24 protein-coding genes are annotated in these 26,525 nt (G+C 64.5%); 13 read left to right on the top strand and 11 right to left on the bottom strand.

The annotated features are described in order from the left end of the window. Positions 1-14: 14 nt before the first annotated feature. The 3 genes from AC6I65_RS05380 (at position 15) to ddfA (ending at position 2,542) form a co-directional block, all read left to right on the top strand. On the top strand, positions 15-1,163 hold the full coding sequence (locus AC6I65_RS05380; RefSeq protein WP_497903022.1) for an MBL fold metallo-hydrolase: 1,149 nt from the start codon (positions 15-17) through the stop codon (positions 1,161-1,163). A 154-nt stretch (positions 1,164-1,317) separates the two neighbouring features. Then, positions 1,318-1,992: a helix-turn-helix domain-containing protein gene (locus AC6I65_RS05375; protein WP_497903021.1), complete on the top strand. Its 675-nt coding sequence runs from the start codon at positions 1,318-1,320 to the stop codon at positions 1,990-1,992. A gap of 229 nt (positions 1,993-2,221) precedes the next feature. Next, positions 2,222-2,542, top strand: a complete 321-nt coding sequence (gene ddfA, locus AC6I65_RS05370) for a DdfA family disk-determining factor (protein WP_497903020.1) — start codon at positions 2,222-2,224, stop codon at positions 2,540-2,542. A 184-nt stretch (positions 2,543-2,726) separates the two neighbouring features. Here ddfA and AC6I65_RS05365 read toward each other — a convergent pair whose 3' ends face one another. Continuing rightward, positions 2,727-3,128 (bottom strand): helix-turn-helix domain-containing protein, encoded by a 402-nt coding sequence (locus AC6I65_RS05365; protein ID WP_497903019.1) that lies wholly within the window; start codon positions 3,126-3,128, stop codon positions 2,727-2,729. 347 nt (positions 3,129-3,475) lie between these two features. Between AC6I65_RS05365 and AC6I65_RS05360 the strand changes: the two genes are divergently transcribed. Continuing rightward, positions 3,476-3,916, top strand: a complete 441-nt coding sequence (locus tag AC6I65_RS05360; RefSeq protein ID WP_497903018.1) for a DUF302 domain-containing protein — start codon at positions 3,476-3,478, stop codon at positions 3,914-3,916. Between the two features lie 4 nt (positions 3,917-3,920). Further along, entirely contained in the window at positions 3,921-4,481 is a 561-nt protein-coding gene (locus AC6I65_RS05355) for a class I SAM-dependent methyltransferase (protein WP_497903017.1), read from the top strand. Positions 4,482-4,513: 32 nt separating this feature from the next. On the opposite strand, the gene AC6I65_RS05350 is transcribed toward AC6I65_RS05355, so the two are convergent. Continuing rightward, positions 4,514-5,152 carry a class I SAM-dependent methyltransferase gene (locus AC6I65_RS05350; RefSeq protein ID WP_497903016.1) on the bottom strand — a complete coding sequence of 213 codons (639 nt, stop codon included), beginning with the start codon at positions 5,150-5,152 and terminating at the stop codon, positions 4,514-4,516. 106 nt (positions 5,153-5,258) lie between these two features. Here AC6I65_RS05350 and aglM point away from each other — a divergent pair, with 106 nt between their 5' ends. Further along, positions 5,259-6,575 carry a UDP-glucose 6-dehydrogenase AglM gene (gene aglM, locus AC6I65_RS05345; RefSeq protein ID WP_497903015.1) on the top strand — a complete coding sequence of 439 codons (1,317 nt, stop codon included), beginning with the start codon at positions 5,259-5,261 and terminating at the stop codon, positions 6,573-6,575. A gap of 98 nt (positions 6,576-6,673) precedes the next feature. Beyond that, entirely contained in the window at positions 6,674-7,756 is a 1,083-nt protein-coding gene (gene aglJ / locus AC6I65_RS05340; protein ID WP_497903014.1) for an S-layer glycoprotein N-glycosyltransferase AglJ, read from the top strand. Positions 7,757-7,873: 117 nt separating this feature from the next. On the opposite strand, the gene AC6I65_RS05335 is transcribed toward aglJ, so the two are convergent. After that, positions 7,874-8,203: a DUF5789 family protein gene (locus AC6I65_RS05335; protein WP_497903013.1), complete on the bottom strand. Its 330-nt coding sequence runs from the start codon at positions 8,201-8,203 to the stop codon at positions 7,874-7,876. 120 nt (positions 8,204-8,323) lie between these two features. Here AC6I65_RS05335 and AC6I65_RS05330 point away from each other — a divergent pair, with 120 nt between their 5' ends. Further along, positions 8,324-8,533: a ribbon-helix-helix domain-containing protein gene (locus tag AC6I65_RS05330; RefSeq protein ID WP_253433767.1), complete on the top strand. Its 210-nt coding sequence runs from the start codon at positions 8,324-8,326 to the stop codon at positions 8,531-8,533. 157 nt (positions 8,534-8,690) lie between these two features. On the opposite strand, the gene pstB is transcribed toward AC6I65_RS05330, so the two are convergent. After that, on the bottom strand, positions 8,691-9,551 hold the full coding sequence (gene pstB / locus AC6I65_RS05325) for a phosphate ABC transporter ATP-binding protein PstB (RefSeq protein ID WP_497903012.1): 861 nt from the start codon (positions 9,549-9,551) through the stop codon (positions 8,691-8,693). A gap of 184 nt (positions 9,552-9,735) precedes the next feature. Here pstB and AC6I65_RS05320 point away from each other — a divergent pair, with 184 nt between their 5' ends. Then, the gene (locus AC6I65_RS05320; protein ID WP_497903011.1) at positions 9,736-10,437 is read left to right on the top strand and encodes a hypothetical protein; all 702 of its coding nucleotides are present in this window, start codon (positions 9,736-9,738) and stop codon (positions 10,435-10,437) included. A gap of 51 nt (positions 10,438-10,488) precedes the next feature. Here the strand turns inward: AC6I65_RS05320 and AC6I65_RS05315 are convergent, their stop codons facing one another. Continuing rightward, complete coding sequence (locus tag AC6I65_RS05315) at positions 10,489-11,007, bottom strand: hypothetical protein (protein WP_497903010.1); 519 nt, start codon at positions 11,005-11,007, stop codon at positions 10,489-10,491. A gap of 368 nt (positions 11,008-11,375) precedes the next feature. Between AC6I65_RS05315 and AC6I65_RS05310 the strand changes: the two genes are divergently transcribed. Beyond that, positions 11,376-11,993 (top strand): VOC family protein, encoded by a 618-nt coding sequence (locus AC6I65_RS05310; protein ID WP_497903009.1) that lies wholly within the window; start codon positions 11,376-11,378, stop codon positions 11,991-11,993. A 26-nt stretch (positions 11,994-12,019) separates the two neighbouring features. On the opposite strand, the gene AC6I65_RS05305 is transcribed toward AC6I65_RS05310, so the two are convergent. Further along, on the bottom strand, positions 12,020-13,819 hold the full coding sequence (locus AC6I65_RS05305) for a hypothetical protein (RefSeq protein ID WP_497903008.1): 1,800 nt from the start codon (positions 13,817-13,819) through the stop codon (positions 12,020-12,022). 513 nt (positions 13,820-14,332) lie between these two features. On the opposite strand from AC6I65_RS05305, the gene AC6I65_RS05300 reads away from it, so the two are divergent. After that, complete coding sequence (locus AC6I65_RS05300; protein WP_497903166.1) at positions 14,333-15,703, top strand: hypothetical protein; 1,371 nt, start codon at positions 14,333-14,335, stop codon at positions 15,701-15,703. Between the two features lie 388 nt (positions 15,704-16,091). On the opposite strand, the gene AC6I65_RS05295 is transcribed toward AC6I65_RS05300, so the two are convergent. The 4 genes from AC6I65_RS05295 to gyrB form a co-directional block, all read right to left on the bottom strand. Then, positions 16,092-16,526 (bottom strand): type II toxin-antitoxin system VapC family toxin, encoded by a 435-nt coding sequence (locus AC6I65_RS05295; protein WP_497903007.1) that lies wholly within the window; start codon positions 16,524-16,526, stop codon positions 16,092-16,094. A 9-nt stretch (positions 16,527-16,535) separates the two neighbouring features. Continuing rightward, a complete protein-coding gene (locus AC6I65_RS05290; RefSeq protein WP_312912348.1) occupies positions 16,536-16,787 on the bottom strand; it encodes an AbrB/MazE/SpoVT family DNA-binding domain-containing protein in 252 nt (83 codons plus the stop codon). A gap of 235 nt (positions 16,788-17,022) precedes the next feature. Next, a complete protein-coding gene (gyrA, locus tag AC6I65_RS05285) occupies positions 17,023-19,575 on the bottom strand; it encodes a DNA gyrase subunit A (protein WP_497903006.1) in 2,553 nt (850 codons plus the stop codon). A gap of 102 nt (positions 19,576-19,677) precedes the next feature. Continuing rightward, complete coding sequence (gene gyrB, locus AC6I65_RS05280) at positions 19,678-21,609, bottom strand: DNA topoisomerase (ATP-hydrolyzing) subunit B (RefSeq protein ID WP_497903005.1); 1,932 nt, start codon at positions 21,607-21,609, stop codon at positions 19,678-19,680. Positions 21,610-21,881: 272 nt separating this feature from the next. On the opposite strand from gyrB, the gene AC6I65_RS05275 reads away from it, so the two are divergent. Both AC6I65_RS05275 and AC6I65_RS05270 read left to right on the top strand, forming a co-directional pair. Continuing rightward, entirely contained in the window at positions 21,882-24,380 is a 2,499-nt protein-coding gene (locus AC6I65_RS05275) for a DNA topoisomerase VI subunit B (protein ID WP_497903004.1), read from the top strand. Beyond that, entirely contained in the window at positions 24,377-25,465 is a 1,089-nt protein-coding gene (locus tag AC6I65_RS05270) for a DNA topoisomerase IV subunit A (RefSeq protein ID WP_497903003.1), read from the top strand. Before AC6I65_RS05275 ends, AC6I65_RS05270 begins: the two co-directional genes overlap by 4 nt. Before the next feature lie 3 nt (positions 25,466-25,468). Here AC6I65_RS05270 and AC6I65_RS05265 read toward each other — a convergent pair whose 3' ends face one another. Next, a complete protein-coding gene (locus AC6I65_RS05265) occupies positions 25,469-26,467 on the bottom strand; it encodes a zinc ribbon domain-containing protein (protein ID WP_497903002.1) in 999 nt (332 codons plus the stop codon). Between the last annotated feature and the right edge of the window lie 58 nt (positions 26,468-26,525).

Raw genomic sequence — 26,525 nt, 5'->3', positions numbered from 1 at the left:
GTACGGAGGCACCCATGGTACGCCAGATCACCGCCGAACGACTCGCCGATATGATTGACGAGGGCGAGTCGTTCACGCTCATCGATACGCGCCCGGAGGACAGTTACGAGGGGTGGCACATTCGAGGCACGAAGAACGTTCCCTTCGGGCCGAACGACGACCTCACAGAGCAACAACGAAACCACATCGGTAACAGCGACGACGCCGGATCCATCGTCGCAATCTGCGGGAAAGGGCTCACCTCGACGTCGTTCAGTTTCGAACTCGAGACCATCGGGTACGATGACGTCAGCGTCGTGAAAGGTGGGATGGAAGACTGGAGCAAAGTGTACGAGGTCGTCCCCATCGACACCGAACGCGAGGATCTCGTGATCGTCCAGGTACAGCGGCGAGCGAAGGGCTGTCTCGGGTACGTCGTCGGCTCGAGCGCGTCGGGACGAGCCGCCGTCGTCGATCCCACCCGCCAGACGGACCGGTTCAAGGTGGTTACCGAAGAGGCCGGCCTCACGATCGAGCGCGTCCTGGACACGCACGTTCACGCCGACCACGTCTCGGGCGGCCGGACGCTCGCCGACGAACTCGGCGTCCCCTACCACCTCGGGGAACGTGCGAGCGAACGCGGCGTCGAGTACGACTACGAACCGCTAGCCGACGGGGAGACGATCGACGTCGGCGGCGTGGAATTCGAAGCGCTTCACACGCCAGGGCATACGACGGAGATGATGAACTACCGCGTCGACGGCGAGGCCGTCCTGACGGGGGACACGCTGTTCGTCGAATCCGTCGGACGGACGGAACTCCAGTTCGGCGACGAGGACGCCGCTGACGGCGCCGAGTTGCTCTACGATTCCCTCCACAAGACGCTCCTCGAGTTTCCCGAGGACACGCGCGTCCTGCCCGGCCACATCTCGGTCTCGGCGGACGGCGTCTACGAGGTGGGCTCGCCGGGCGACGCGATCGAGGCCCGACTCGGGACGCTTCGAGACGAACTCGAGCTCCTGGGCCTCGAGAAGGAGGCGTTCGTGAGCCGCCTCGTCGACAACACGCCCGAGAAGCCAGCGAACTACGAGCGCGTCATCGAAATTAACACCGGGCAGGAGACGCTCGAGGACGAGCAGGAGGCGACTGAACTCGAGATGGGGCCGAACAACTGCGCGGCCTGATCGCTGCGTTCTCAGCGACGCTATCCTCCTCGAGTACGACGACGCGAGACGTTCATTTACCCAGAATGTGCCGAGAAAACGCCGATTCTCGATGTCGCTACTACCAAATCAGTGGTCTCCGTTTTACGGTCGTGCTCGTCGAACGACGACTACGATGAGCGTCTTGACGGAACTCACGATCCCGGCCGACGAGTTCGTCCTCGCGGATACGTTGACGGCGTCGCCGGACATGCACATCGAGATCAAGCGCGTCGTGGGCGGGAAGTCCACCGTCACGCCCTACCTCTGGGCCTCCGGCGAGGGGTTCGACGCCTTCGAGAAACAACTCCGGGACGACGACATGGTTCGGGAGGTCCTCATGCTCGAGGAGCAAGACGAGCGGTCGAACGATGACGGCACGGAGGAACGATTTTACCGGGTGACCTGGGAGATGGACGTGCCAAATCTCATCACGGCCGTCTCGGACGCGAGGGCGACCGTGCTCGAGGCGGTGAGCAACGAAGCACACCGATGGGAGGTGAAGATTCTCTTTCCCGGCGAGCAATCCCTCTCTGACTTTCACGAGTACTGCGTCGAACACGGCTTTTCGTTCGAACCCCAGCGCGTGTACCGGCCCGAAAACCCGGAAGAACAGGCGGAGTACGGCGTCACAGCCGAGCAACAGGAAGCACTCGAGGCAGCCTATCACGCCGGATACTTCGACGTCCCCCGCGATCGAACGCTGACGGACCTCGCGACCGAACTCGACATCTCGCGAAACGCGCTGTCCGCTCGGCTCCGGCGCGGCCAGCGAAACCTCCTCGCCAACACACTCGTGCGCGAAAAGTGAACGATTGTTCACGGCTCCCTTCGTGGTGGTGAGACGGGACCCGTTATAAACGCCGTGCGTGCTACCACAACAGACCTATCCGCTCGCCTCACCAAGGATAAATCGGCGAAGGGAGTGGTATTATGTACACTATCGAACGGTCTACAGCACCCGCTGCGAGGCGTACAGGAGACAGTGTGGGGAACAGTCTTGCAAGTATCGGTAAAACCAGGAGTGCGTATCTGTTAGAATGACAATTGACCACCAGAATTCACCGTCTGTCAGCCATCGTGTCGTGAACGCGGTCGCCAGGAAGGAGGGGATCGATCCGATCGATCTGGAACCGCTGTATCACGCGATCGATCCGGATAGCCTCGACAGGCTGTTCTCGAGCGAGGCGGCAGCCGAGGACCGGGCGGCCGACGAACTCACGTTTACGTTCACCGGCTATCGAGTCACCGTCTCCGCCGACGGATCGGTCGACGTGGCCACGATCAGCGGAGACGGCGGGCAACCGAGTTCGATCGACCGGTCAGCCACACCGTCAGGCGAACCGAACACCCCCGATTGAGCGAGCACCGACACGACTGCCGGTGTGGCGAAATCGACAAGATGTCATGAGGCAATCTAGTTTCTCGGTGGACCGAGCATCGCGTCGGTTGCGGTTTGGTATCGGTCCCGACTCGCTCGAGAGTGACGTCTCGAACCGACAAAAGTGGGAGAACTGCTCGAGCTAGCTGACTACGAACGGTCGACTATCCTTCGGCGGGGGCCGTCGCCTCGGCCTGCTCGTACTTGTCCTCGAACTCCTGGATCAGCTGACCCATCTTCGCGTACCAGTCGTTGAGCAGGCGCTGCATGTCGCCGGCGATCTTCGACGGATCGGTCGGCGAGTAGACGTGATAGTAGCCGCCCTGGTCGTAATTGACCTGTTCTTTCTGGATGAAGCCCGTCTGGAGCAGGCGCTGGACGGATCGGTAAGCCGTCGACCGCTCGCGGTCGACCGCCGCCGCGATTTCGTCTACTGTGAGCGGTTCCTCGGCTTCCACCAGCACCTCGAAACACGCTCTGTCGAGTTGTTTGAGGCCGTGAAAACACTCGAGGAGGCCCTCACAGACCATGTCTTGCTGGAGTTGCTCGGCCATCGAGTTAGGCATCAGTATCGCTCGTAGGTAGCGGCCGAGCCGTTAAAAGATTTGTGTATAGATTGCACAATTCCGGCTCGACCGACGCTGGAGGCCGGAAATCGAGGACGACGCCTCAGCGAGGGAATCGGGCCGACGGCGACGGAGTCGTTCTCGAATACTGCAAGAGCGACCGGCGATCGAAGAGGGCCTCGATTGGGGAGCGTTCGTTCGATCCGGGCATTCGTTCGACTATCGGCTTGATCCCGGCGAGTCAGGTTCGTACGTCCCCGTATTCACCCGAACGCCGAAGTCGAGCGAGACACGTTCCGAACCGCCGTCGAAAGAACTTTTCTCGCCGGACCCACTACTTCACACGAATGACGCTCCCTATCGACCCGGCCGAGATCGACCCCGACGACATCGGCGCGAAACAGACCACCCTCGAGATGGACCACGAGGACGCGATCGAGCACGTGCGCGGGGTGTTCACCGACGCCGGCTTCGGCGTCCCCGTCGAGTTTTCCCCCTCGGAGTTACTCAACGAGAAAGTCGACGCCGACCGGGAACCCTACTACGTCCTCGGGGCCTGCAACCCGGCCATCGCGGACGAGGCGCTCGAAGTTTCGGACAACAAAATCGGCGCGATTTTCCCGTGTAACGTCGTCATCTGGGAGGAGTCGCCCGGCACTCAGCGCGTCTACCACGTGAGCATCATGCGCATCGCTCGACTCGTCGGAATGGCTCCGGACGACGACGCGATGGCCGACATCGTGGCCACGACTAGCGAACTGGTCGACGACGCCTTCGCGAACCTCTAATCCCATGGGACACCACACTTTCGACGCCTCTCGGGCGGATAAACTCGAGCGCGCCGAGCGCCGGTACCGATTCTGCTCGAGGGAGGAGTTGTGCTGGGCGCTCGACCCCGCAGAAACCGACACCGTGGCCGACCTCGGGAGCGGGACGGGGTTTTTCACCGACGACGTGGCCCCCCACGTCGAGACGGTGTACGCCGTCGACCTCCAGGAGGCGATGCACGACTACTACCGCGAGAAGGGCGTCCCCGAGAACGTCGACCTCGTCACGACGGACGTGAGCGACCTCCCGTTCGAGGACGGGGACGTCGACGCCGCGTTCTCGACGATGACCTACCACGAGTTCGCGAGCGAGGCGGCCCTCGAGGAGGTCCGACGCGTCCTGGCGCCGGGTGGACGACTCGCCATCGTCGACTGGGCTGCGAGCGGCACCGGCGAGGACGGCCCGCCGACCGACGAGCGATACAGCGCCGACGAGGCGACCGAAGCCCTCGAGGCCGCAGGCTTCGCCCTCGAGCACGTGGCGGTCCGTCCGGAGACGTTCTTGCTGGTCGCAACGCTCGAGTAGCGTTCGTCCGAATCGCGACGATCGAACGACGATCACACCCGTTTTCGCATCCGCCCCCGAACGAACGGCCGCACCGGCGTCACCCCGAGGTTCACCCGCTCGAGTTCGAGTACGTCGAAGGCTCGGTCTGCTGCGAACAGCGACGCAGTTTGTCGAGTCAGATGACAGCCGCCGGCAGCCCGTTTCCAGAGCGGTTCGACCAGCGACTGGACCCGCTCGCGCCAGCCGTCGTCTCGAACGTGCTCGAGAAAGCGAAACTCGCCGCCGGAACGGAGGACGCGCTCGACTTCCTCGAGGGCGGTCTCGGTGCCCGGAATCGTACAGAAGACCAGCGAGGCGACGACGACGTCGAAGGACTCGTCCGGGTAGGGAAGCGACTCGGCCCGGGCGTCTCGCAGGTCGACCGCGAGGCCCAGGTCGGTGGCCGTCGACGCGGCCTGGCGGCGCATGTGTGGGTCGGGTTCGATGGCGTGGAACGTCACGTCTCCGTCGGGCACCTGGGCGAAGTACGGAAAGAGGGCGCCCGTTCCCGCGCCGACGTCGAGCACCCGGCCCTCGAGGCCGTCGACCAGGTACTCGCGGTGGGGACGAAGCAGGGTTCGTTCGGCGAGTGCGGTCGCCGGATCGTAAATCGCTGCGAGCAGCGGGTGGGAGGAATCGTCCGTCGCCATAGGGTCCGATACGTGCCGAAGGGCCATCCGTGTTGGTGGTTCCCTCGAGGAGGGCTCGGGCGACGAACCCAAAAATCACTACCCCATCGGGTGCCTTGAGCACTGCATGAACGTCTCCATCGTCGGCAGCGGCTACGTCGGCACGACGATCGCGGCCTGTCTCGCGGACCTCGGTCACGACGTCACGAACGTCGAGATCGACCAGGACACGGTCGACGCGATCAACGCCGGCGAGGCACCCATCCACGAAGCGGGCCTCGCGGAACGAATCGCCGAGACCGCGGGCGAGCGGTTGCGGGCGACCACCGACTACGGTGCCGTCCGGGAGACCGACCTCACTTTTCTCTGTCTGCCGACGCCCCAGCACGACGACGGAAGCCTCGACCTGACGGCGATGCGCGCGGCCTCGAAGTCGCTCGGGGCCGCCCTCGCCGAGAAGGACGGCGACCACCTCGTCGTCGTCAAGAGCACCGTTTTGCCGGGGACGACCGAGGACGTCGTCGGCCCGATCGTCAGCGAGGCGAGCGGACGACCTGTGGGCGAGGGCCTCGAGCTGGCGATGAACCCCGAGTTCCTCCGGATGGGCACCGCCGTCCAGGACTTCCTCGAGCCCGAGAAGGTCGTCGTGGGGGCGACCGACCCGGCGGCAGCCGACACCCTGCGGGAACTCTACGCTCCCATGCGCGAACGCGGGGCGGACTTCGTCGAGACCGGCGTCCGCGAGGCCGAGTTGATCAAGTACGCCAACAACGCCTTCCTCGCCTCGAAGGTCTCGCTGGTGAACGAACTCGGGAACGTCGCCAAGGCCTACGGCGTCGACGCCTACGAGGTGCTCGATGCCGTTGGACTCGACGACCGCATCTCCGAGCGGTTCATGCGCTCGGGACTCGGCTGGGGCGGCTCGTGTTTCCCCAAAGACGTCAACGCCCTCCGGGCGGGCGCGCGAGAGCAAGGCTACGATCCCGAGCTCCTGGACGCCGTCGTCCGCGTCAACGACGGGCAGCCCCGTCGGCTCGTGGACCTGTTATCGAACCACGTCGACCTCGAGGGCGCCCGGATCGCTGTCCTCGGCCTGGCGTTCAAACCCGGGACCGACGACGTCCGGAAGTCCCGCGCGCTCGAGGTCATCGACGCCCTCCTCGAGCGAGGCGCGACCGTCGTCGGGTACGATCCGGTCGCCACGGACAATCTTCGAACGGCGTACCCCGCGTACGCCGACCGCGACGGCCTCGAGTACGCCGCGAGCGCCGCGGACGCACTCGAGGGCGCCGACGGGGCCGTCGTCGCGACCGACTGGCCCGAGTTCGACGACCTCGCGGGGGCGCTCGAGGGGATGGCCAGGCGAGTACTCGTCGACGGGCGTCGCATCGACGTCTCCGACGCGGAAGCGGATCTCGAGGTCTACGAGGGGCTCACCTGGTGAGTGGCGAGTCGTCAGGGGGGCATTACTTCCATCGGAAATGCGAATAGTCACCGAATACACCAGTACGTTTTTCCAATCCGGGCGTCGAGTGCATTCCAATGGACGAGCACGCAGGGATCGAGTCCGCCGCATCCGACGGCGACGCATCATCATCACTCGCGGATGAAAACGCTGACGCGGACGGCGATGCGAACGCGACTAGCGACGCCGACGAGGAATCTCGCTCGTCAACCATCGATCACCCCCTCTCGCCCGAACAGGTCTGTATTCTACTCCCCACGCTCGAGGAGGCCGCAACGATCGGAGGAATCGTCGATCAGTTTCGCGAACGCGGCTACGAGAACGTCCTCGTCGTCGACGGCGACTCGAGCGACGGCACGCGCGACATCGCCCGCGAGCACGGCGCTCGCGTGCTGACCCAGTCCGGCTCCGGAAAGGGGCAGGCCGTCCGCGAAGCCGTCGAGTACATCGACGCGCGCTACGTCCTCATGCTCGACGGCGACGGCACCTACGACCCGGCCGACGCCGAGACGATGCTCGAGCCGCTGACACGGGGCTACGAACACGTCATCGGCAACCGCTTCGCGAACATGGATGACGACGCGATGAAGCGCCTCAACGGAGTCGGCAACCGGATGATCAACGGCGCGTTCGGGTTCATCCACGGGGCCCACTATGAGGACATCCTCTCGGGCTATCGCGCGTTTACTCGCGACTCGTTCGAGCGACTCCTCCTCGATTCCGACGGGTTCACCATCGAGACGGAACTCGCCGTCGAGTGCGTCCGCCACGGCGTCGAGACGGCCGTCGTCCCGGTGAGTTACCGGGCCCGCCCCGACGAGTCAGAGACGAACCTCCACCCCGTCTGGGACGGCGGGACGATCATCCTGACGCTGTACTCGCTGGCGAAGACGAACAATCCGCTGTTTTACTTCGGGAGCGTCGGCGCCGCGTCGGTCATCTCGGGAATCGCCCTCGCGGGCTACGTCCTCTGGCGCTGGATCCAGTACAGTTCCGGCCACGAAATCCTCGCCGTCGTCTCCGCGGCTGCCATCTTGCTCGGCGTTCAGTTGCTCATGTTCGGCGTCCTCTCGGATATGATCGTCACTCTCCACCGCGAACAGCGCCGACGCCTCGAGCAGGTTCGCCTCGAGAGCCGCCGGGATCGAGACGATCAATAGAACTGGTTCCGGGGTTCTCGAGGTGAGTCGAGGACTGACCAGGATGGACGTCGAATTGACACGGTCAGAAGGGACGTTGAACTGATACGGTCAAAGGGGGGCGTCGAACCAAACCGATCAGAACGGAAGCAGCGTCCGGACCTGCCGGAGAAAGCCGCCCGAGTGGTTCTTGCGATACTCCTCGAAGACGGGATGTAAGGCGTTGAGCAACTCCTGCCGGCTCTCGAATCGCTCCCGGTCGACGTGCTCGAGCGCCGTTTCGAGTCCGACCGTATTCCCGTGCGCGTCGTAGGGGATGTTGGCGTCGCCGAGTGCGGCCGAGACGTCCGCTCTCGAGGCGGGAAACGAGAGGTCACCTCGTTTGAGGCGGGCGTCGACGGCGGCGATGCCAAATTCGATGCTCGTCGGCTCGTCGTCGGGTCCGTTCGATGGTGGCCGGACTCCCATGGGGTACCATACCACCTCGGGACCGAAAATGGCTACGCTCTCGAGACGGCTCGAGCGCTCACGGATTTTCGCCTGCAGTGGGAATCTTTACGCCGGTCCGTCGCCCAGTTTCGACATGAGATGACCGAATACACGACGGTCTCGATCCCGAAGGATCTCGCGGCGCGCGTCGAGGAGACTATCGAGGGCACGAGCTTTCAGAGTACGAGCGACCTCACCCGGTTTCTCCTGCGGAGTATCGTGATCCAGCACCAGAAGTCCGGTCAGCTCACGGAGGCCGAGTTCGAGGAGATCGCCGAACAGCTCCGGGGGTTGGGCTATCTGGAGTGATCGGGCACACCGAACCGCCCGCCTCGAATACCCGATTGCACCAATCTGCTCGACTCGAGTAACCGAGCACACCGAACCGTTCGCTCCGGGTCGTCGCTCGAGGGCCACAGAACGCGAGAATCAATCGAGCGTCCTCGGTCTCGGTCTCGACCTCGAGTCACCCGAATTTTCCGGTGATGTAGTCCTCGACGCGCTGGCTCTCGGGGTTTTCGAAAATCTTCGTCGTATCGTCGAACTCCACGAGTTCCCCACCGGTGAGAAACACGGCGGTCTTGTCCGAAATTCGGGCCGCCTGCTGCATGTTGTGGGTGACGATCACGACTGTGTACTCCTCGGCCAGGGTCTCGACCAGATCCTCGATTTTCGAGGTGGCGACAGGGTCGAGCGCCGACGCTGGCTCGTCCATCAGGATGACCTCCGGATCGGTAGCAATGGCACGAGCGATGCACAGGCGCTGTTGCTGGCCACCCGAAAGGTCCAGGCCGCTCGAGTCCAGTTGATCCTCGACCTCCTCGAGCAACGCAGCGCGCTCGAGGGCGGTGCGAACCTGCTCCTCGAGGTCGTCGTCCTTGCCCTGGACCCGGAGTCCGTAGGCGACGTTGTCGAAGATGCTCTTCGGGAAGGGGTTCGGTTGCTGGAAGATCATGCCGATCTTCCGGCGGAGGGCGACGGGGTCGACGTCGTCGTCGTAGACGTTCTTGCCGTGGAAGAACAGGTCGCCCTCGACGCGAGCAACGTCAATGAGGTCGTTCATGCGGTTGATCGATCGCAAGAACGTCGACTTCCCACAGCCCGAGGGGCCGATGAGCGCCGTCACCCGTCGTTCGGGAATGTCCATCGTGATGCCGTCGAGCGCCTGGGTGTCGCCGTAGAAGACGTCGAGGTCGCGCGACTGGATCACGGGCGACTCGACCCCGGGCGATCCTCGCGGGCTGGCGATCTCGGTCATCGAGGTCACGCCGGAGTCGCCGGTAATGCTCTTTGAGAGTTCCCCGGATTCGGGTCGGTTGGCGGTCATGCGCGGTAGGTCACTAGTCACCCCTCGAGCAGTTACCTGTTGTGGAAGTATACACCACCTCGAGGCCGCAAACGTGCCGAGACCACGAACGTGCTCGAGACGAATCGCGATCTCAGTTCCATGGCTCAAAGAGCCGTTTCACGTTACCTGACAATTATACGCGGTCAGCGTGAATCGTCGATCGATGAAACGCAGGACGCTCCTAGCTGCTCTCGGTACGACGACGGCGTTCGCCGGCTGTCTCGCAGACAGTTCTCGAGGAGCGGACGAAAACCGGACGCCGGACGAAACAGGTTCTCCGAACGAGACCGATACCACGAGCGAGACAACCGGCGAGGACAGCGATAAGGCGGTCGATGGCACGGTTCTCGCCCATTTCGACGACGGGCCAACGCGGCCTGAATGCGAACGAGATGCCGAAACGATCCCTGTCGAGTACAACAGTGGCGAGACGCGAGCGTTCGAAACCGCGGCGACGATCCCATACCCTGACGCACCGACGGAATTCACCGAGGACGACGTCGTCCAGTTCGTCGACGATTTCGAGCACACGTACGTGAACCGCTCCGTTCTCTGTCGCTCGAGTTCGCGGTCAAATCACGTCCTCGGCGTCCAGTACGACGTGCGTCGGCGGAAAACGTTCGACCGGGACGACGACGTCACGACCGTCTTTCTCCTCAGAGCGCGCGGCGCCTCGTCGATTCTCCACGAGGATGGCAGCGTTTCGGCCGCAGGTATTGCGTACACGGGCGTCGTCTACGCCGTGGACGAGACCGGTGCGGCCAGAGCCGAGTTCGACGATGCACAGAGACTCGAACCCTACGAGTACGAGGCGAACGCCCCGGATCCCCTCGAGACGGGGGAACTGGTCGTGGTCTTCGACTGATGGAGGAAGTCGTTCTCGGCCGTGACGGGGTTATTCGGCCAAAATTGGCTGCTACATCGATGTCGATCGGCCGGTGCTCGAGTCCCGTTCTTGCCGCGAATCGAAAATCTCCGCGTACCACTCCGCGGCCAGCGACTCGAGGTCGGCGCTCGCCGCCGTCGCGGAGTGTGACTCTCCCATTCCGCGCCAGGTGACCGACACCCGCGAGATCGGGACCAGCGCCAGGCCGCCGACGGTGACCGGCCCCTCGCTCGTCCGCACGATCCACTCGGTTCGCAGCCAGGAGGCCGAGCGGGTGACCGACTCGACGCTCCCGCCGGCGGCGACCCACTCCTCGACGAGCGATTCGGTCACGCGACGGACGCGACGCTGGCCGAGCCAGTGAGCGGCGATACCGGCGGCGACCAGCGTTCCGAAGGCGACGAGGGCGAACTCGAGGCCGCCCGCGGTGAGGTTCGCGGAGGCCGCGAGGCCGGAGGCCACGAGGACGAGGGCGACGACCCGCAGGTCGAAGGCGTTGGGGACGGTGCCGTCCCAGTCGGTGCGCGCGGCGGCGGACTCAAGTGACATCTGAGGGTCGCTTGTGAGCGTGTTTGGGTAGGTTCGAGGGTGGCCAGATGCACGCGTTAAGTGGGTCGACGTCGAGTTGGGTCCCGGTTTCGAGGACGATTGAGTGGTTCACAACCGAAGCGCCGCGTGACCGCGTCGTCCCGACGAGGACCTGCCCTCCCCCGGGTCACGGCGCTCTCGCTGCGTACGCCGCGCTCGAGCGCCGTTCCCGGCCGTGTGTGTCGTGGTCGTGGCGGTGCTGTGGCCTGGCGGTGGCGTCCTCTCGAGCGGTAACGACGATGAGCGACGGCGTACTCGAGTCGCGATTTGGATCCAGGTGACACCGACGTTAGCGGAAATGTATGTACGTCCGGCGTCTACGAGAAGGTATGAGCGACGACTTCGAGATTACCGCCGACCGACCCGACAGCCCCATTCAGACCACCGGCACCGACCACATCACGCTGATCGGTTCGAACGCCGAGGACACCATCGCCTACTACCGAGACGTGCTGGGGATGCCCCTCGTCCTGAAACAACCGAACCTCGACGACCCGACATCGACGCACCTCTTCTTCGACACCGGGGACGGCCGGATCATCACGTTCTTCGTGAGCGACGACCGCCAGTCGAACCCGTCCCCGCTTCGCCACCAGATCGGTTCGGTCCACCACCTCGCGTTCAGCATCGATCCCGAGCGCTTCGTCGACACCCGGGAAGCCCTCGAGGAGGCCGGCTACGGCTACAACGAGTTCGATCGGGGCATCTTCCACTCCCTCTATACCAGGGACAACAACGGCCTGACCATCGAACTTGCCACGGACAAGTTCTCGATTCCCGACGACCGCCGTGCCGAGGTGCTCGCGACGACCCAGCGGCTCCGCGAGGAGGACGGCTCGGACTTCGCCGAGGAGCGACACATGGAGGCCGCCCTCGAGGAACTGGGGATCGACGTCGAGAAGCAGGAACTGCCGGACGCGCCGACGGGAGCGGGCGTCGATAACTGACGCCGAGTTCGAGTTCCGCCGTCTTACTAGGAGGGCGTCCCCTCCACCGAATACATCGTGAACTCCTCGCTCGAGACCAATCGATCCGCGTAGGGCTCGCGCTCGATTCCTTCCAGGGCTTCCTCGGAGTGGTGGAGTTCGTCGTACACCTCGAGTTCCCTCGCTTTATCGTAGGCACTTACGGTGAAGTAGTAGTCCGCGCCGTGGTAGGCCTCCCGGTAGTTGCCGTCCTCGAACTCCTCGACGAGGACCGCCCCGCTGGCGCCGCCGTCGTAGTTGATCTCGCTCCCGGCCTCGGTGCCGTAGTGGGCGTCGCCGTAGCGGTTGATTCCGTAGCCGAATCCGGCGTACAACCGCTCGTCGGCCCGGTGCTCGAGGGCGGTGTCGTAGCCGAACTGTTGCTGTTCGGTGACGTGCTGGGTCGGCTGGTAGATCAGCGGCGACGTGAACAGCGTCACGAGCGTCAGGACGAGACAGGCCGCGACGAAGACGGCGGCGAGCGCGTTCGCCCCCGGAGTCGTCAACGGTCCGGTCAGCCAACCGAAGAGGTGCGCGAGGGCGATTCCCGAGAGAATCGTCAGGACGACGTAGATGAACCCGACCTGTCGAAACGCCATCGTCGGCGTCCCGAGGAAGTAGACGACGAACATGCCGCCGAGGGGCACCAGCGCGAGCGCGAAGTAGGTGACGTACGAGCGGCCGTCGGGGTCGAGGCTCGTCCGCCCGAGCCACGTCGCGAGGACGAACAGCGCCGCGATCGCCCCGAGCACCGCGGCGACGAGGAACATGATCGCAAACAGTTCGAGTAAGCTGCCGCCCAGTTCCGTCAGCGAGCCGCTTCGTTGGCCGACGGTCGAGCCAGTCCCGATGTCGCGGCTGAACAGGCCGTAGACGAGCCCCGAGAAGGCGCGTCGGAACCGCGCGTTCGCGGCCGCCCAGACCACGAACAGGACGCCGAGCATGACCGCCGGCGCGAACAGCGACGGGTGGTGCACCATCGGGTGGTCGTCGTACCGGCGCTTCGCAAGGTACTGCACCCCGGCGAGCGCCCCGAGGAAGACGACCACGTTGATCATCTGCTGGGGGTGAACCAGCAGGAGGCCGATCCCGGCCAGGAACAGGCAGACGGTGAACGGCGAGATGCCGAACGGGAGGCGCTCGAGGTCCGACCGGCGGCTCACGAGCGCGACGGTCGCGAAGAGGGCGACGGGGACGACGAACAGCGCGTTGGAGTTCGTGTGCGGTCCCATGTGCGTCGCTACGTTGTTGATGGGGAGCACCATCCAGGAGGCGATGGCGGCGAATCCGGCAGCGGCGCCCGTTCCCGAGATGTCGCGTGCGATGAGCGGGACGAAGACGACGAACGGGACGAACAGGAGGACGACGGCGATCAGGAGCGCCCGCTCCATCGAGACACCGCCGCCGAGGTGGAGGGTCGTCGCAACGGCGTGGAGCCCGGGGTAGAACAGTTCGTGGGGCTGCATCGTCCCCTGGACGAAGTCCCGGACCCACCCCAGGTGGGTGAGCGAGTCGCCCATCCCCTGGAAGTGGTAGTTGCGGATCACCGGCAGGCTGACGATGCTCGTCACCGCGAGCCCGCCGAGGGCGATGGCGCCGGCCTGGTACCACCCTCGAGTGCCGATAGTCACCCCGACCGCGACGGCCAGCGCGAGGCCGAACGCGACCCAGGTGAGCGTCGGCGTGCCCGTGTAAATCGACGATTCGTACCCCGAAGGTGGGGACCGATGCGCGACGGCGATAGCGGTCGCCACGGCGAGAAACCCGACCGCGAGGACGAGATCCAGCAGGGTTCGTCTCTGCGTCATCGACTCACCCGTGCGAGGCGACCGTCGACGGTGGCTGGCGTGACAGTTCGCATTGGTGAAATGCCTCGAGAAGAGAGGGGTTTGTTATCCTCCGCCTACCCCCTCGCGACACGTTCGCGGTTTTGAAACGCCAGGGCGTCGCCCCGGAGAGCGACCGATTCGCGCACGCCGACCGCCGATATCGGTCCCGCTTTCACACGAATGGATCCCGTTCGAGGCGATGGACGACGCTCGAAGCGACGGATCGCGCCGCGGAAACCGGAGTAGAGCGAATCAAGCAGAGTCGGAGGGAGACAGACGAGTGCTCGGGCGGACGGTAGATACGGCCGTCTATGGACGGTGATATGGCCGCCTATAGACCGCGGATACGGCCGCCTACCGATCTCTAGGCGGTGATTTCTACAACGCACGACGCATCAACGATTGTGCCTGTTTTTACCGTCCTCGGTGGTGGTCACGGGACGACCGGTCGTCACCCTCGAGCTGCAACTGGTGGCGACCCCGCTCTCGACCATGGCATCGATACACATCGACACCCCGACGACGGATGGACGCACCCTTCGAACGACCGTTCGCCCCTCGAGCGACCTCGCCCGGTTCTTCACCGGCGACCCGCTCGAGGTCACCTACGACGTCGACCTCGAGTCGGTCCCCGACTCGCTGCTCGTCGTCCCGGCGCTGGCCCAGGTGTGTCCGGTCGCCTGGGCCGCTGGCGCAGACGTCTACGTCGATACCGTCGACACGAAGTTCGTCTCGGCGCTCGAGGACGTCCAGGCGGCCATGCTCGAGATGTACGACTTCCTCGAGGGTGGCGACCTCTACGCCCGCAAGGTCGTCGACGTTGGCTCTTCCGGTTCGGTCGCGGGCGGTGGCGCTGTCGGCAATGGTGACAGCGGCGGTACCGGCGACGGCAACAACAGCAGCGAGAGCGGCCTTCTCTTCACCGGCGGCGTCGACTCCACGTGCTCGTACGTTCGCCACCGCGAGGAGGAACCCACGCTGATCAGTATCCGCGGGTGGACGATTACGCCCAACCGTTCGGCCGACGAGCAGTGGAACCACCTGGTCGACCGGGTGACCGACTTCGCCGCCGACCGCGGCCTCGAGACCGCCTTCGTCGAGGCCAACATGCTCTCCTTCCTCGATCACCCGATGTTGCTCGCTCACTACAAACGCTACGTCGACGGTGGCTGGTACAGCTCCGTCGGCCACGGCCTCGGTCTGCTGGGGCTCTGTGCCCCACTGGCCGCCGCCCGCGGCATCGAGGACCTCTACATGGCCGCCACCCACTGGGACGGGATCGACCTCGAGTGGGGATCTCACCCCGACATCGACGACAACGTCCGCTGGGACGGCACCCGATGTCACCACGACGCCTACGACCTGACCCGCCAGGAGCGCCTCGACGTGCTCGCCGCGTACGTCGAGAGCGACGCACCAGACCTCGAGCTTCAGACCTGTAACGACCGCATGGACGGCAACTGCGGGGTCTGTGAGAAGTGCTACCGGACGGCCGTCGGCCTCCGACTGGCCGGCCTCGAACCGACCGAACACGGCTACCCGTTCACCGACGACCGGTACCACGACCTTCGACGAGGGCTCGAGGGCGGCCGCTGGATTCTGGGCCAGGACGAGCGCTACATGTGGGAAGACATCCGTGACCGAGTTCGCGAGACCGAGCCGAGAACGGCGGCCGAACGCGCGTTCTTCGCCTGGCTCGAGTCCGCCGACCTCTCCGAGATCGTCGACAACTCGGGGTCGCCGCTGCGCCATCGCGTGCTCCGGGCGGGGGCCCGCAACGCGCCCGATCCGGTGTACACGACGCTGTACCCCGCCTGGAGTGTGGCGAAAGCGAGCTACCAGCGCCTCCTCACCAGGCGGTGAGCGGATCCGGGAACCGAGACCGACGGGCCGGGTGGCCGGGTAGCCGAGCGAGCGACCGGGTAGAGCCGACGAACCACCGCGGCGCGCGCTGTCGAGCGGCCCGAGCACCGCGAGGGTCGCTGTCCAATTCGCGCGAGGGGTGAGGAGCGCAGCGAAGCGAGCACCGCAATCGGCTGGGGAGGGCGAGGTTACTCAAGGGATCTACCCTGGCGTTCATTGAAACCCCTGGTTTAGAAGCGGTGTGCGGGGAATACACGCTTACTGTGTGTGCATCTCGCTGTGTGTGCGGCTCACTACGTGTGCGAATTGCGCGTCGACGTGAGCATCGATCGAGCAGCAACTTCAGCTGGTGATCGTCGAGTTGTGCTGAATTCGGGGCGCGCCTCGGTCACTCTGGGTGATACGGGCTCGTTGCGACGTCGAGTCGATAGACGTCATCTGCAGCGTCGAAATCGTCGTCGAACGCGTAAAGATACCCGAGCCCCTCCGCTTGCATGTACGCGACGATCGCGGCATCGACGAACGAGAAGCACTCGTGCTGCCGGAAGAGGGCTTTTGCCGCGGCAAATTCGTCCGCCGTCAGGGAATCGATGTGAAATTGCGTATTCTCTTCCACCCGATCCAAAAAATCGACAGCGGCGTCGTGACCCGCGTGCGTCGTCAACCCGTTTAGCGTCTCCACGAGGACGTAGTCGAGAATTACCGCCTCCGGGAGAGCAGCGGCGTCGATTCGCCTGAGGATAGGGAGGGCGTCGTCGTGTGCACTGTCACGGCGATACGCCGCCGCAAAGAGCACGGTCGTATCGACGAGTGCGCGTGGCATCTATCTCAGCTACTCGAGGTCGACGCCCCACGCGTCGTGTTGGCTCTCGGCCTCCGTCGCCTGATCGCCGTCGTAACCGTCGAAGTCGCTGAACGTCCCGGTGCGCTGCTGGACGACCTGCACTCGGAGCGTCCCGTCGTCCTCGACGTGCCAGCGGAGTCTGTCGCCGTCGTCGATGTCGAGTTCCCGACGGATGCGAGCGGGAATGTTCGCCTGATTCCCCGACACCTTGCTCTCGGAGTCGACACGCTCACTGCTCATGTCCGAAAGTACGATGCCGCCACTCATAAAGTATAGTGTGCGCCCACACTACCTCGACAGAGTGACGAATACGTCCGCTGAACCTCGATTGGACCCTGAATTCCTCGGCTCGAGCCGTCGATAGCACGTTCGATGTTTGGGCTTGTGGGTTTCAGGACAGATTCTCGAAACTGGCCGAGCCAGGTTCTCTCCGAAAGCGGTCTCTCGAGGTCGGCGAAGGAAAACGAGAGGCCGGTTATTCGTCGGTCGTCGAATCTGTGTCGACGGCCGCCTCGTCGATATCCGTCTCGTCAGCAACGTCTACGTCGTCGGCCTCCATCTCCTCGGCGTCCACACCGAGTTCCGCCGGAATCACGTCCACGCTGGCGACCGCGTCGCCCGCCTCGACGTCCATCACCGTCACGCCCATCGTGTTCCGACCGACCGTCGAAATCTCGCTCGCCCGCGTGCGCATGATCTGGCCGCGCTCGCTCATCAACACGAGTTCGTTGTCTTCCGTGACCGCCTTCACCGCCGTCACCGGGCCGTTGCGCTCGTTGGTCTTGATGTCGATCAATCCCTTCCCGTACCGCGACTGGGTCCGGTAGGCCGAGAGTACCGTCCGCTTGCCGTAGCCGTTCTCGGTCACCGTCAACAGCGCCCGCTCGTCGCCCTCGTCGGTCGAGACCAGTCCCGCGACAGCGTCGCCGTCCTCGAGTTTGATTCCGTTGACCCCGCGGGCGTTCCGGCCCATGGCTCGGACCTCGTCCTCGTCGAAGCGAATCGTCATCCCCTGTTCGGTCGCGATGACCAGGTCCTTCGACCCGTCGGTGACGTCCACGTCGACGAGTTCGTCGCCCTCCTCGAGGCTGGCGGCGATGATACCCGTCGAGAGGATGTTGTCGAATTCCTCGCCCGACGTCCGTTTGACGTACCCGTGTTTCGTTACCATCGTCACGCATTCGCCGTCACCGAAGGCGTCGGTGTCGACGATGGCCGTGATGTCCTCGCCCGGATCGAGGTCGAGGATGTTGACGGCGGATTTCCCTCGTGCCGTCCGGCTCATCTCCGGGATCTCGTAAGTCTTGAGCCGGTAGACCTGGCCGTGGTTCGTGAAGCACAGCAGGTAGTCGTGGGTGTTCGCCCGGAAGACCGTCGTCACGCGGTCCTCGTCCTTGATGTCCGCGCCGATGATCCCCTTGCCGCCCCGACCCTGGGCCTCGAAGTTCTCGATCGGCATCCGCTTGACGTAGTCGTCCTCGGTCATGACGACGAAGACGTCCTCCTGGGGGATCAGGTCCTCGTGAGTAACCGTCCCCATGTCCTCGATGATCGAGGTCCGCCGGTCGTCGGCGTACTCGTCTTTGATCTCGAGCAACTCCTCTTTGATGACTTCGTACAGCGCCGACTCGCTCCCGAGGATGGCCTCGAGGCGTTCGATTTCCGCCGTAACCTCCTCGTACTCGTCCTCGATTTCGGCCGACTCCATCGAGGTGAGGCTCCCGAGTTGCATCCGAACGATGTGCTCGGCCTGCGATTCGGAGAAGTCGAAGGTGGCCTCGAGACCCGCTCGCGCCTCGTCGCGGTCCTCGGAGTCCTGGATAAGGTCGACCACGTCGTCGATGTTCTCGAGCGCCTTCAGCCGACCCTCGAGGATATGGGCGCGGTCTTCCGCCTCCTCGAGGTCGTACTCGCTGCGCCGGCGGACGACCTCCTTGCGGTGGGAGATGTACTCCTGGAGCGTTTCCCTGAGCGTGAGCACCTTCGGCTGGCCGTCGACCAGCGCGAGGTTGATGACGCCGAAGGTTCGCTCTAAGTGGTTCTCGAGCAGTCGGTTCTTGACGACGTCCGTGTTCGCGCCGCGCTTGAGTTCGACCACGATGCGGACGCCGTCGCGGTCGGACTCGTCGCGCAGGTCCGAGATGCCCTCGAGGGCGCCCTCGGTGACGTCCTCGGCGATGCGCTCGACCAGGCGGGCCTTGTTCGCCTGGTAGGGCACTTCGGTGACGACGATGCGCTCGCGATCACGCTTCCACTCTTCGACCTCGAACTCGGCGCGAACACGGATGCGCCCGCGGCCGGTCTTGTACGCCGAGTAGATGGCGTCGCGGCCGACGATGTTGGCTCCCGTCGGGAAGTCGGGCCCCTTGACGTGTTCCATCAGGTCCTCGACGGTCGCGTCGGGATTGTCGATGAGTTCGACCGTCGCGTCGATCACCTCCCCTAAATTGTGCGGCGGAATGTTCGTCGACATCCCGACGGCGATGCCCGAGGAGCCGTTCACGAGGAGGTTCGGGAACGCCGCTGGCAGGACGTCCGGCTCCTGGAGGCGGTCGTCGTAGTTCGAGGAGAAGTCGACCGTATCCTTGTCGATGTCCTCGAGCAACTCCTCGGCGATGGCGGCCATGCGGGCCTCCGTGTACCGCTGGGCCGCGGGCGGGTCGCCGTCCATCGAGCCGAAGTTCCCCTGGCCGTCCACGAGCGGATAGCGCATCGAGAAGTCCTGGGCCATCCGGACCAGGGTGTCGTAGATTGCCTGGTCGCCGTGAGGATGGAAGTCACCCATCGTCTCCCCGACGATCGAGGAGGACTTGCGGTGACTCGAGCGACTCGTGACGCCCATCTCGTGCATCGCGTAGAGGATGCGCCGGTGGACGGGTTTGAGGCCGTCCTCGACCCGGGGGAGGGCGCGCCCGGCGATGACGCTCATCGCGTAGTCGATGTAACTCTGCTCCATCTCGTCTTCGATGCGGACCGGTTCGACCGAGGCCGCGTCGATGTCCGTCGGGTCTGGTACTTCGGAACTCATCGCTCGAGGGACACCTCCGTTCGTCGGTGGTCTCGTCGCCGTGTCGATTCGTGTCGTGACTGCATCGTCGTCAGTCGGTGTGTGGCTGCGTACATGGCGCTATCAGATGTCGATCCACTCTGCCTCGGGGGCGTGGTCCTTGATGAACTGCTTTCGCGGCTCGACGGCATCACCCATCAGCACCGAGAACATGCGGTCGGCCGCTGCTGCGTCCTCGACTGCGATCTGCTTGAGGATGCGGTTGTCCGGATTCATCGTCGTACTCCAGAGCTGTTCGGGGTTCATCTCGCCAAGTCCCTTGAAGCGCTGGACCTGCGTTGGGTTGCCGTTGCACTTGTCCTCGACGATCTCGTCGCGCTCGGCGTCGGTCATCGCGTCGTAAGTCTTCCCGCGATACCGGATGCGGTACAGCGGCGGCTGGGTCGCGTAGACGTAGCCGCCCTCGAGCAGCGGACGCATGTGCCGGTAGAAGAACGTCAACAGCAGGGTCCGGATGTGGGCCCCGTCGACGTCGGCGTCGGTCGCCATGATGATCTTCTTGTACCGGATGTTGTCGATGTCGAACTCCTCGCCGATCCCCGCGCCGATGGCGGTGATCATGTTCCGGATCTCGTCGTTCTCGAGGATACGATCCAATCGGTGCTTCTCGACGTTGAGGATCTTCCCCTTGATGGGGAGGACGGCCTGGAACTCCGGATTGCGGGCCTGTTTCGCGCTGCCGCCCGCGGAGTCACCCTCCGCGATGAACAGTTCGGCCTCGTCGGGATCTTTGGTCTGACAGTCCGCGAGTTTGCCGGGGAGGGAAGTCGACGCGAGTGCCGATTTTCGCCGCGTGAGCTCTTCTGCCTTCTTCGCGGCCTTGCGGGCCTTCGCGGCCTCGACGGCCTTCATCACGATGGCCTGGGCGGTGTCGGGGTGTTCCTCGAAGTAGGTAGAGAGACCGTCGTGCATCGCGCTCTCGACGATGCCGCGCACCTCCGAGTTGCCGAGTTTCGTCTTCGTCTGCCCCTCGAACTGCGGATCGGGGTGTTTGATCGAGATGACCGCGGTGAGCCCCTCGCGGATGTCGTCGCCACGGAGGTTCTCCTCGAGGTCCGAGAGCAGGTCGTTCTCGCCCCCGTAGTCGTTGACCACGCGGGTGAGGGCGGTCTTGAAGCCCGTCAGGTGGGTCCCGCCCTCGCGCGTGTTGATGTTGTTGGCGAAGGCGTGAATCGAGCCCTGGAGCTCTTCGGTGGCCTGCATCGCCACCTCAACCTGGATGTTCTGGGCGTCGTCCTCGAAGTAGATGACGTCGTCGTGGAGGGAAGAGCGCGTCTCGTTGAGGTACTCGACGAACTCGCGAATCCCGCCGTCGTAGACGTAGGTGTCCTCGACCGGCTGACCCTCGTCGTCCGTCTCGCGCTCGTCACGGAGCGTGATCCGAACGCCGGAGTTGAGGAACGCGAGTTCGCGAAGCCGGTTCGAGAGTGTCGAGAAGGAGAACTCGGTCGTCTCGAAGATGTCGCGGTCGGGCCAGAAGGTGATCTGGGTACCTGTCTCCTCGTCGGGCTCGAGGTCGCGTACTCGCTCCATGTCTCCCTGTGGCTCGCCGTTCTCGAACGCGTGGGTGAAGACGCCGCCGTCGCGCTTGACGGTCACCTCGAAGCGTCCTGAGAGGGCGTTGACGACGGAAACGCCGACGCCGTGGAGCCCCCCGGAGACCTGGTAGGACTTGTTGTCGAACTTTCCACCGGCGTGGAGGACGGTGAGAATGACCTCGAGGGCCGGGCGGTCGTACTCCTCGTGGGTGTCGACGGGGATGCCGCGGCCGTCGTCGGCGACGCTCACCGCGCCGTCCTCGTGGATGGTCACGGTGATGTCGTCGCAGTGGCCGGCCAGCGCCTCGTCGATGGAGTTGTCCACGACCTCGTAGACGAGGTGGTGGAGTCCCCGCGTATCCGTCGAACCGATGTACATCGCCGGTCGCTTTTGGACCGCTTCCAGGCCCTCTAAGACCTGGATTTGTCCGGCGCCGTACTCGCTATCTTGAGACATACAAAACCTGATTGCGGGTAGTGGTCGGGGGGTAATAAAAGTCACGTACGCGCGCGAGCGCGCGATTTTCGGTCGGCTGTCACATGTCCCTCGAGCGATCGGTTACTCAGCGTCTCAAACTGGTCGTGGCACGTAGGCTTTCCTCGCCTCGAGCGCGCAGAGACGGAGCGAACGGAACGCGTGGAACGAACGAGTAGCGGCCGCCTGGAGCGTCGATCACTTTCACTACGGTAACGCACACCTTTTACCCCCGCCGCTACAACAGGACGACGATGACGTCGCTACAGTCGACACTCGGCGACGAGCCGGGGATCGCCGAGGAACTCGCTGACAACCAGCGAGCGATCTCCATCGCCGAGTTCTTCGAAAAGAACAAGCACATGCTGGGCTTCGACAGCGGTGCTCGCGGGCTCGTCACGGCCGTGAAGGAGGCCGTCGACAACGCTCTCGACGCCGCCGAAGAGTCCAGCATTCTCCCCGATATTTACGTCGAGATCCAGGAAGCCGACGACTACTATCGCCTGATCGTCGAGGACAACGGACCGGGAATCACGAAAGAATCGCTCCCGAAGGTCTTCGGGAAACTCCTCTACGGCTCTCGTTTCCACGCCCGCGAACAATCGCGCGGTCAGCAGGGAATCGGTATCTCCGCGGCAGTGCTCTACTCCCAGCTCACGAGTGGTAAACCCGCGAAGATCACCAGCCGAACCCAGGGCTCGAGCGAGGCCGAGTACTTCGAGTTGATCGTCGACACCGACGAGAACGAACCCGAGATCAGCGTCGCAGAGACGACCACCTGGGATCGCCCCCACGGCACCCGGATCGAACTCGAAATGGAGGCCAACATGCGCGCTCGCGCCCAGCTCCACGACTACATCAAGCACACCGCGGTCGTCAATCCTCACGCCCGCCTCGAGTTGCGCGAGCCCACGGCCCACTTCAAGTTCGAGCGGGCGACAGACCAGCTTCCCAAGGAGACCGAGGAGATTCGTCCCCACCCCCACGGAGTCGAACTGGGAACGGTAATCAAGATGCTCGCTGCGACCGGCTCCCACTCCGTCTCGGGGTTCCTCCAGGAGGAGTTCACCCGCGTCGGCAAAAAGACGGCCGATTCGATCATCGACGAGTTTCGCGACCGCCACTTCGGCCGCGAGATGGCCTGGAAGCCGCCTGCGAGCCACGAAGCCGCCGACGTCGCCGCGGCCGTCGAGAACTCCACGGCGAACAAGGGGGCGAAGGCAACGACCGACTTCGCCGAGGGAATCGCCGACGCCGTCTCGAGTCGGGACCGCATCGCCCACCACGAACTGTCGACGGTCGTCGAGGAGATCGCCGACGAAGTCGGTGACGAGTACGGCACGACGTTCGGATCGACGGTTCGCGAGAAGGCACTCGAATCGGCGTGGGCCGCCCTCGTCGGGCACGACGAGGCGGACGAGGAGGACGATCAGGACGAGCAAGAAGGCGCAGACGCCACGACCCCGGAAGACGTCTCCCGCATCGTCGCCGACCTCTACGAACTCAGCGACGACGCCACGAGCACCCGGAAGGACGACGAAGTCGTCCACGCCTTCGCCGTCCGCCTGGCCGGCACGTTCGAGGACCTCGAGGACGACCGCCATCGGCTCACCCGGAAGGCCCTCGAGTCCGCCGTCGACCGGGCCGCGGACCTGACCGAGGAGTACGACGACGTGGCGTTCGGCGAGACTGCCCGCGAGAACGTCGTCGAAGGAATCTGGGACGTGATGGTGACCGTCCCGGACGACACGCCGCTCGTTCGCGAACTCGCGAGCGACCGGGACGCCGCCAGCGACCTCGTCGAGGGGATGCGCGCGACGAACATCATGGCCCCACCGACGCGGTGTCTCTCGCCGATCACGGCAGATCTGGTCGAAGCCGGGCTGAAAAAGGAGTTCGACGCGGACTTCTACGCGGCGGCGACTCGCGACGCGGGCGTCTCCGGCGGTGACCCGTTCATCGTCGAGGCCGGCATCGCTTACGGCGGCGACCTCCCGGCCGAGGGCACCGCCGACGTCCTGCGGTTCGCGAACCGGGTGCCACTGGTCTACCAGCGCGGCGCCTGTGCGACCACCGACGTCGTCAAGAGCATCGGTTGGCGCAACTACGGCCTCGACCAGCCCGGAGGCTCCGGGATACCGACCGGACCCGCCGTGATCATGGTCCACGTTGCCTCGACGAACGTGCCGTTCACGAGCGAGTCCAAGGACGCCATCGCGAACGTCCCCGAGATCGAAGACGAGATCGAACTCGCCATCCGCGAGGCCGCTCGCGAACTCAAGCGCTACCTCAACAAACGGCGCTCGATGCAAAAGCGTCAACAGAAACAGAACGTCCTCGGCAAGATCCTCCCGGAGATGGCCGAGAAGGTCGCCGAAGTGACGGGGCGCGACCAGCCCGACATCGACGACGCCGTGGCACGGATCATGAACAACGTCCTGGTCGAGCGTCACCTCGAGGACGGTGACGGCGACGGTGGCGATGATGGCGACACATCGACGGTCAAACTCGTCGTCGAGAACCACTCGAGCACGAGCGAGACCCTCGAGATAACCGACATCGTCTCCGCCGAACCGCGGAACCTCTCCGACGGCGCCTCGGCTGTCGAGATGGACGGTGAGTGGTTCGTCTCCTGGGAAGCGGACGTCCCCGGTGGCGAGGAGGCGACTCTCGAATACGACGTGTCGAGCGAGGCGACGTTCGACATCGACGTCAAGGGCGTCGACGCGGAAAAACTGACGATCACATCATGAGCACGGACGAATCACAGGCCAGAGCACAGTTGATCGACCTCGCCGCCCAGTTCTACGACCAGTTCGAACTGGGCGAAATTCCCCACATGGAGGTCCCGACCCGATCGAAGAGCAACATCGAACTCGACGAGGAGGCCAACGTCTGGGTCTACGGCGACCGAACGTCGACCCGGAGCGCCAACTCCGTTCGCGGTGCCCGGAAGCTCCTCAAGGCTATCTACACCATCGAGTTCCTGGCAAATCAGCTCGAGGAGGATCGCTCCTCGACCCTGCGTGAACTCTACTACCTCTCGGAAAGCTGGGACAACGAGGAGGCCCAGTTCAACGACCAGGACGAGTCCAACCAGCTCGTCGAGGACCTCGAAATCGTGAGCGCGGTCACCCGCGAGGACTTCCACATGCGCCCCGAGGAGTCGGGAGCGACGATCATGGGGCCGCTGTACCTGCGCGAGCAGACCCGCCGGGGCGAGCGCGACATCCACTGCCAGGAGGACGTCGGCGAGGGCGGTTACCAGATTCCAAACAACCCCGACACGATCGAGTTCCTCGACAGCGATGCCGAGTTCATACTCTGCGTGGAGACCGGCGGAATGCGCGACCGACTCGTCGAGAACGGCTTCGACGACGAGTACGGCGCGCTCATCGTCCACCTCAAGGGTCAGCCCGCTCGAGCGACCCGTCGAATCACCAAACGGCTCCACGACGAACTCGAGCTTCCGGTGACGGTCTTTACCGACGGCGACCCGTGGTCGTACCGCATCTTCGGCTCGGTCGCCTACGGCTCGATCAAGTCCGCCCACCTCTCTGAGTACCTGGCGACGCCCGAAGCGCAGTTCATCGGCATCCAGCCCGCCGATATCGTCGAGTACGACCTCCCGACCGACCCGCTCTCGGACTCGGACGTCAACGCCCTCGAGAACGAACTCACCGATCCCCGGTTCCAGACCGACTACTGGAAAGAACAGATCGAACTGCAACTCGAGATCGGGAAGAAGGCCGAGCAGCAGGCGCTCGCCTCGCGCGGCCTAGACTTCGTGACGGACACGTACCTGCCGGAGCGACTCGAGGAAATGGGCGTCATCTGATTATCAGGACGTTTTCATTTCTGCGTCCGGTTCCGTCGCTTCGGTCGCCAGTTCGTCGTTCGCTTCGAATCCGTCGTCCATCTCGAGCGCGTCACGGATCGAACCGGCGGAGGGATCGGCGTAGGCACAGCGGTCGCAGTAGCAGTTCGAGCCCGCGTTCGTCGTGACGATCGGAACGCCGGCGACGACCAGTTCTTGCCGGTAGGTTCGTTCGACGCCGTTGACGACCGGCTCGAGACAGCCCGTGCAGCGTTTTTCGGGGGCGTGGACGCTCCGCTCCTCGATCGACCTCGTTCGACCGTTCGTCGTGATCGGTTTTCGACGCTCGAGACGGCTCCTGGCTGGCGGCGAAACGACGATTCCAGTACCGAGAGCGAGCGCGCCGACCAGGAACCCGCCGAGACTCGCGCTCGAGGCGACGATCCAGAGCCCGAGTGCCAGGAGGGCGAGTGACACGAACGTCGAGAGCCACCTCGAGCGTCGTGTCGGTTCGTTTCCCGCTCGAGCGGACGGACTCGCTCGCTCACGAGCGGGCGAATCCACCGACGGCGAATCGTCGGCGTGGAGGACTGTCCGCTCTGTTCGGTCGAAGTAACAGATCGCCGCGTAGATTGCGTTCGCGAGTCCCATCGTCCACCAGACCGTGATCGCTGCGATCAGCAGGTGGGTTCGCGTGGAGCCGAGGCTCCGTCGCACGAGGGTCGCGCTGTCGTCCGTTCGGTCCTCGACTCGCCAGCCGTCTTCGACGTGTCGTCGGACCCGGCGGCGGAGTCGCGCTCGCTGCGCCGGGCTCGCAGTTGACTGCAGGCCTGACGACCCCCGGGAGCGTACGGCCCACTGCAGCAGTTCGGTCACGGCTCCGCTCGAGGTGGCTTGATCCCGGCTGGAATCGCCGACGTCGCCGTCGACAGCCGTCCCGCACTGGCCACAGAAGTTCGCTTGCCTGGAGAGGCGACTCCCGCAGGATTCACAGAACCGACTCGAGGCTCGAGGTCCGTCCATCACCGGTGAGTACGGGTCGCGGGACGTAATTGTTGTGGGGACCACATGTTATGCTGAC

It is taken from the genome of Natronosalvus sp. KLKA75, from assembly GCF_059736265.1.
This window is presented reverse-complemented; position numbering and strand designations above follow the sequence as displayed.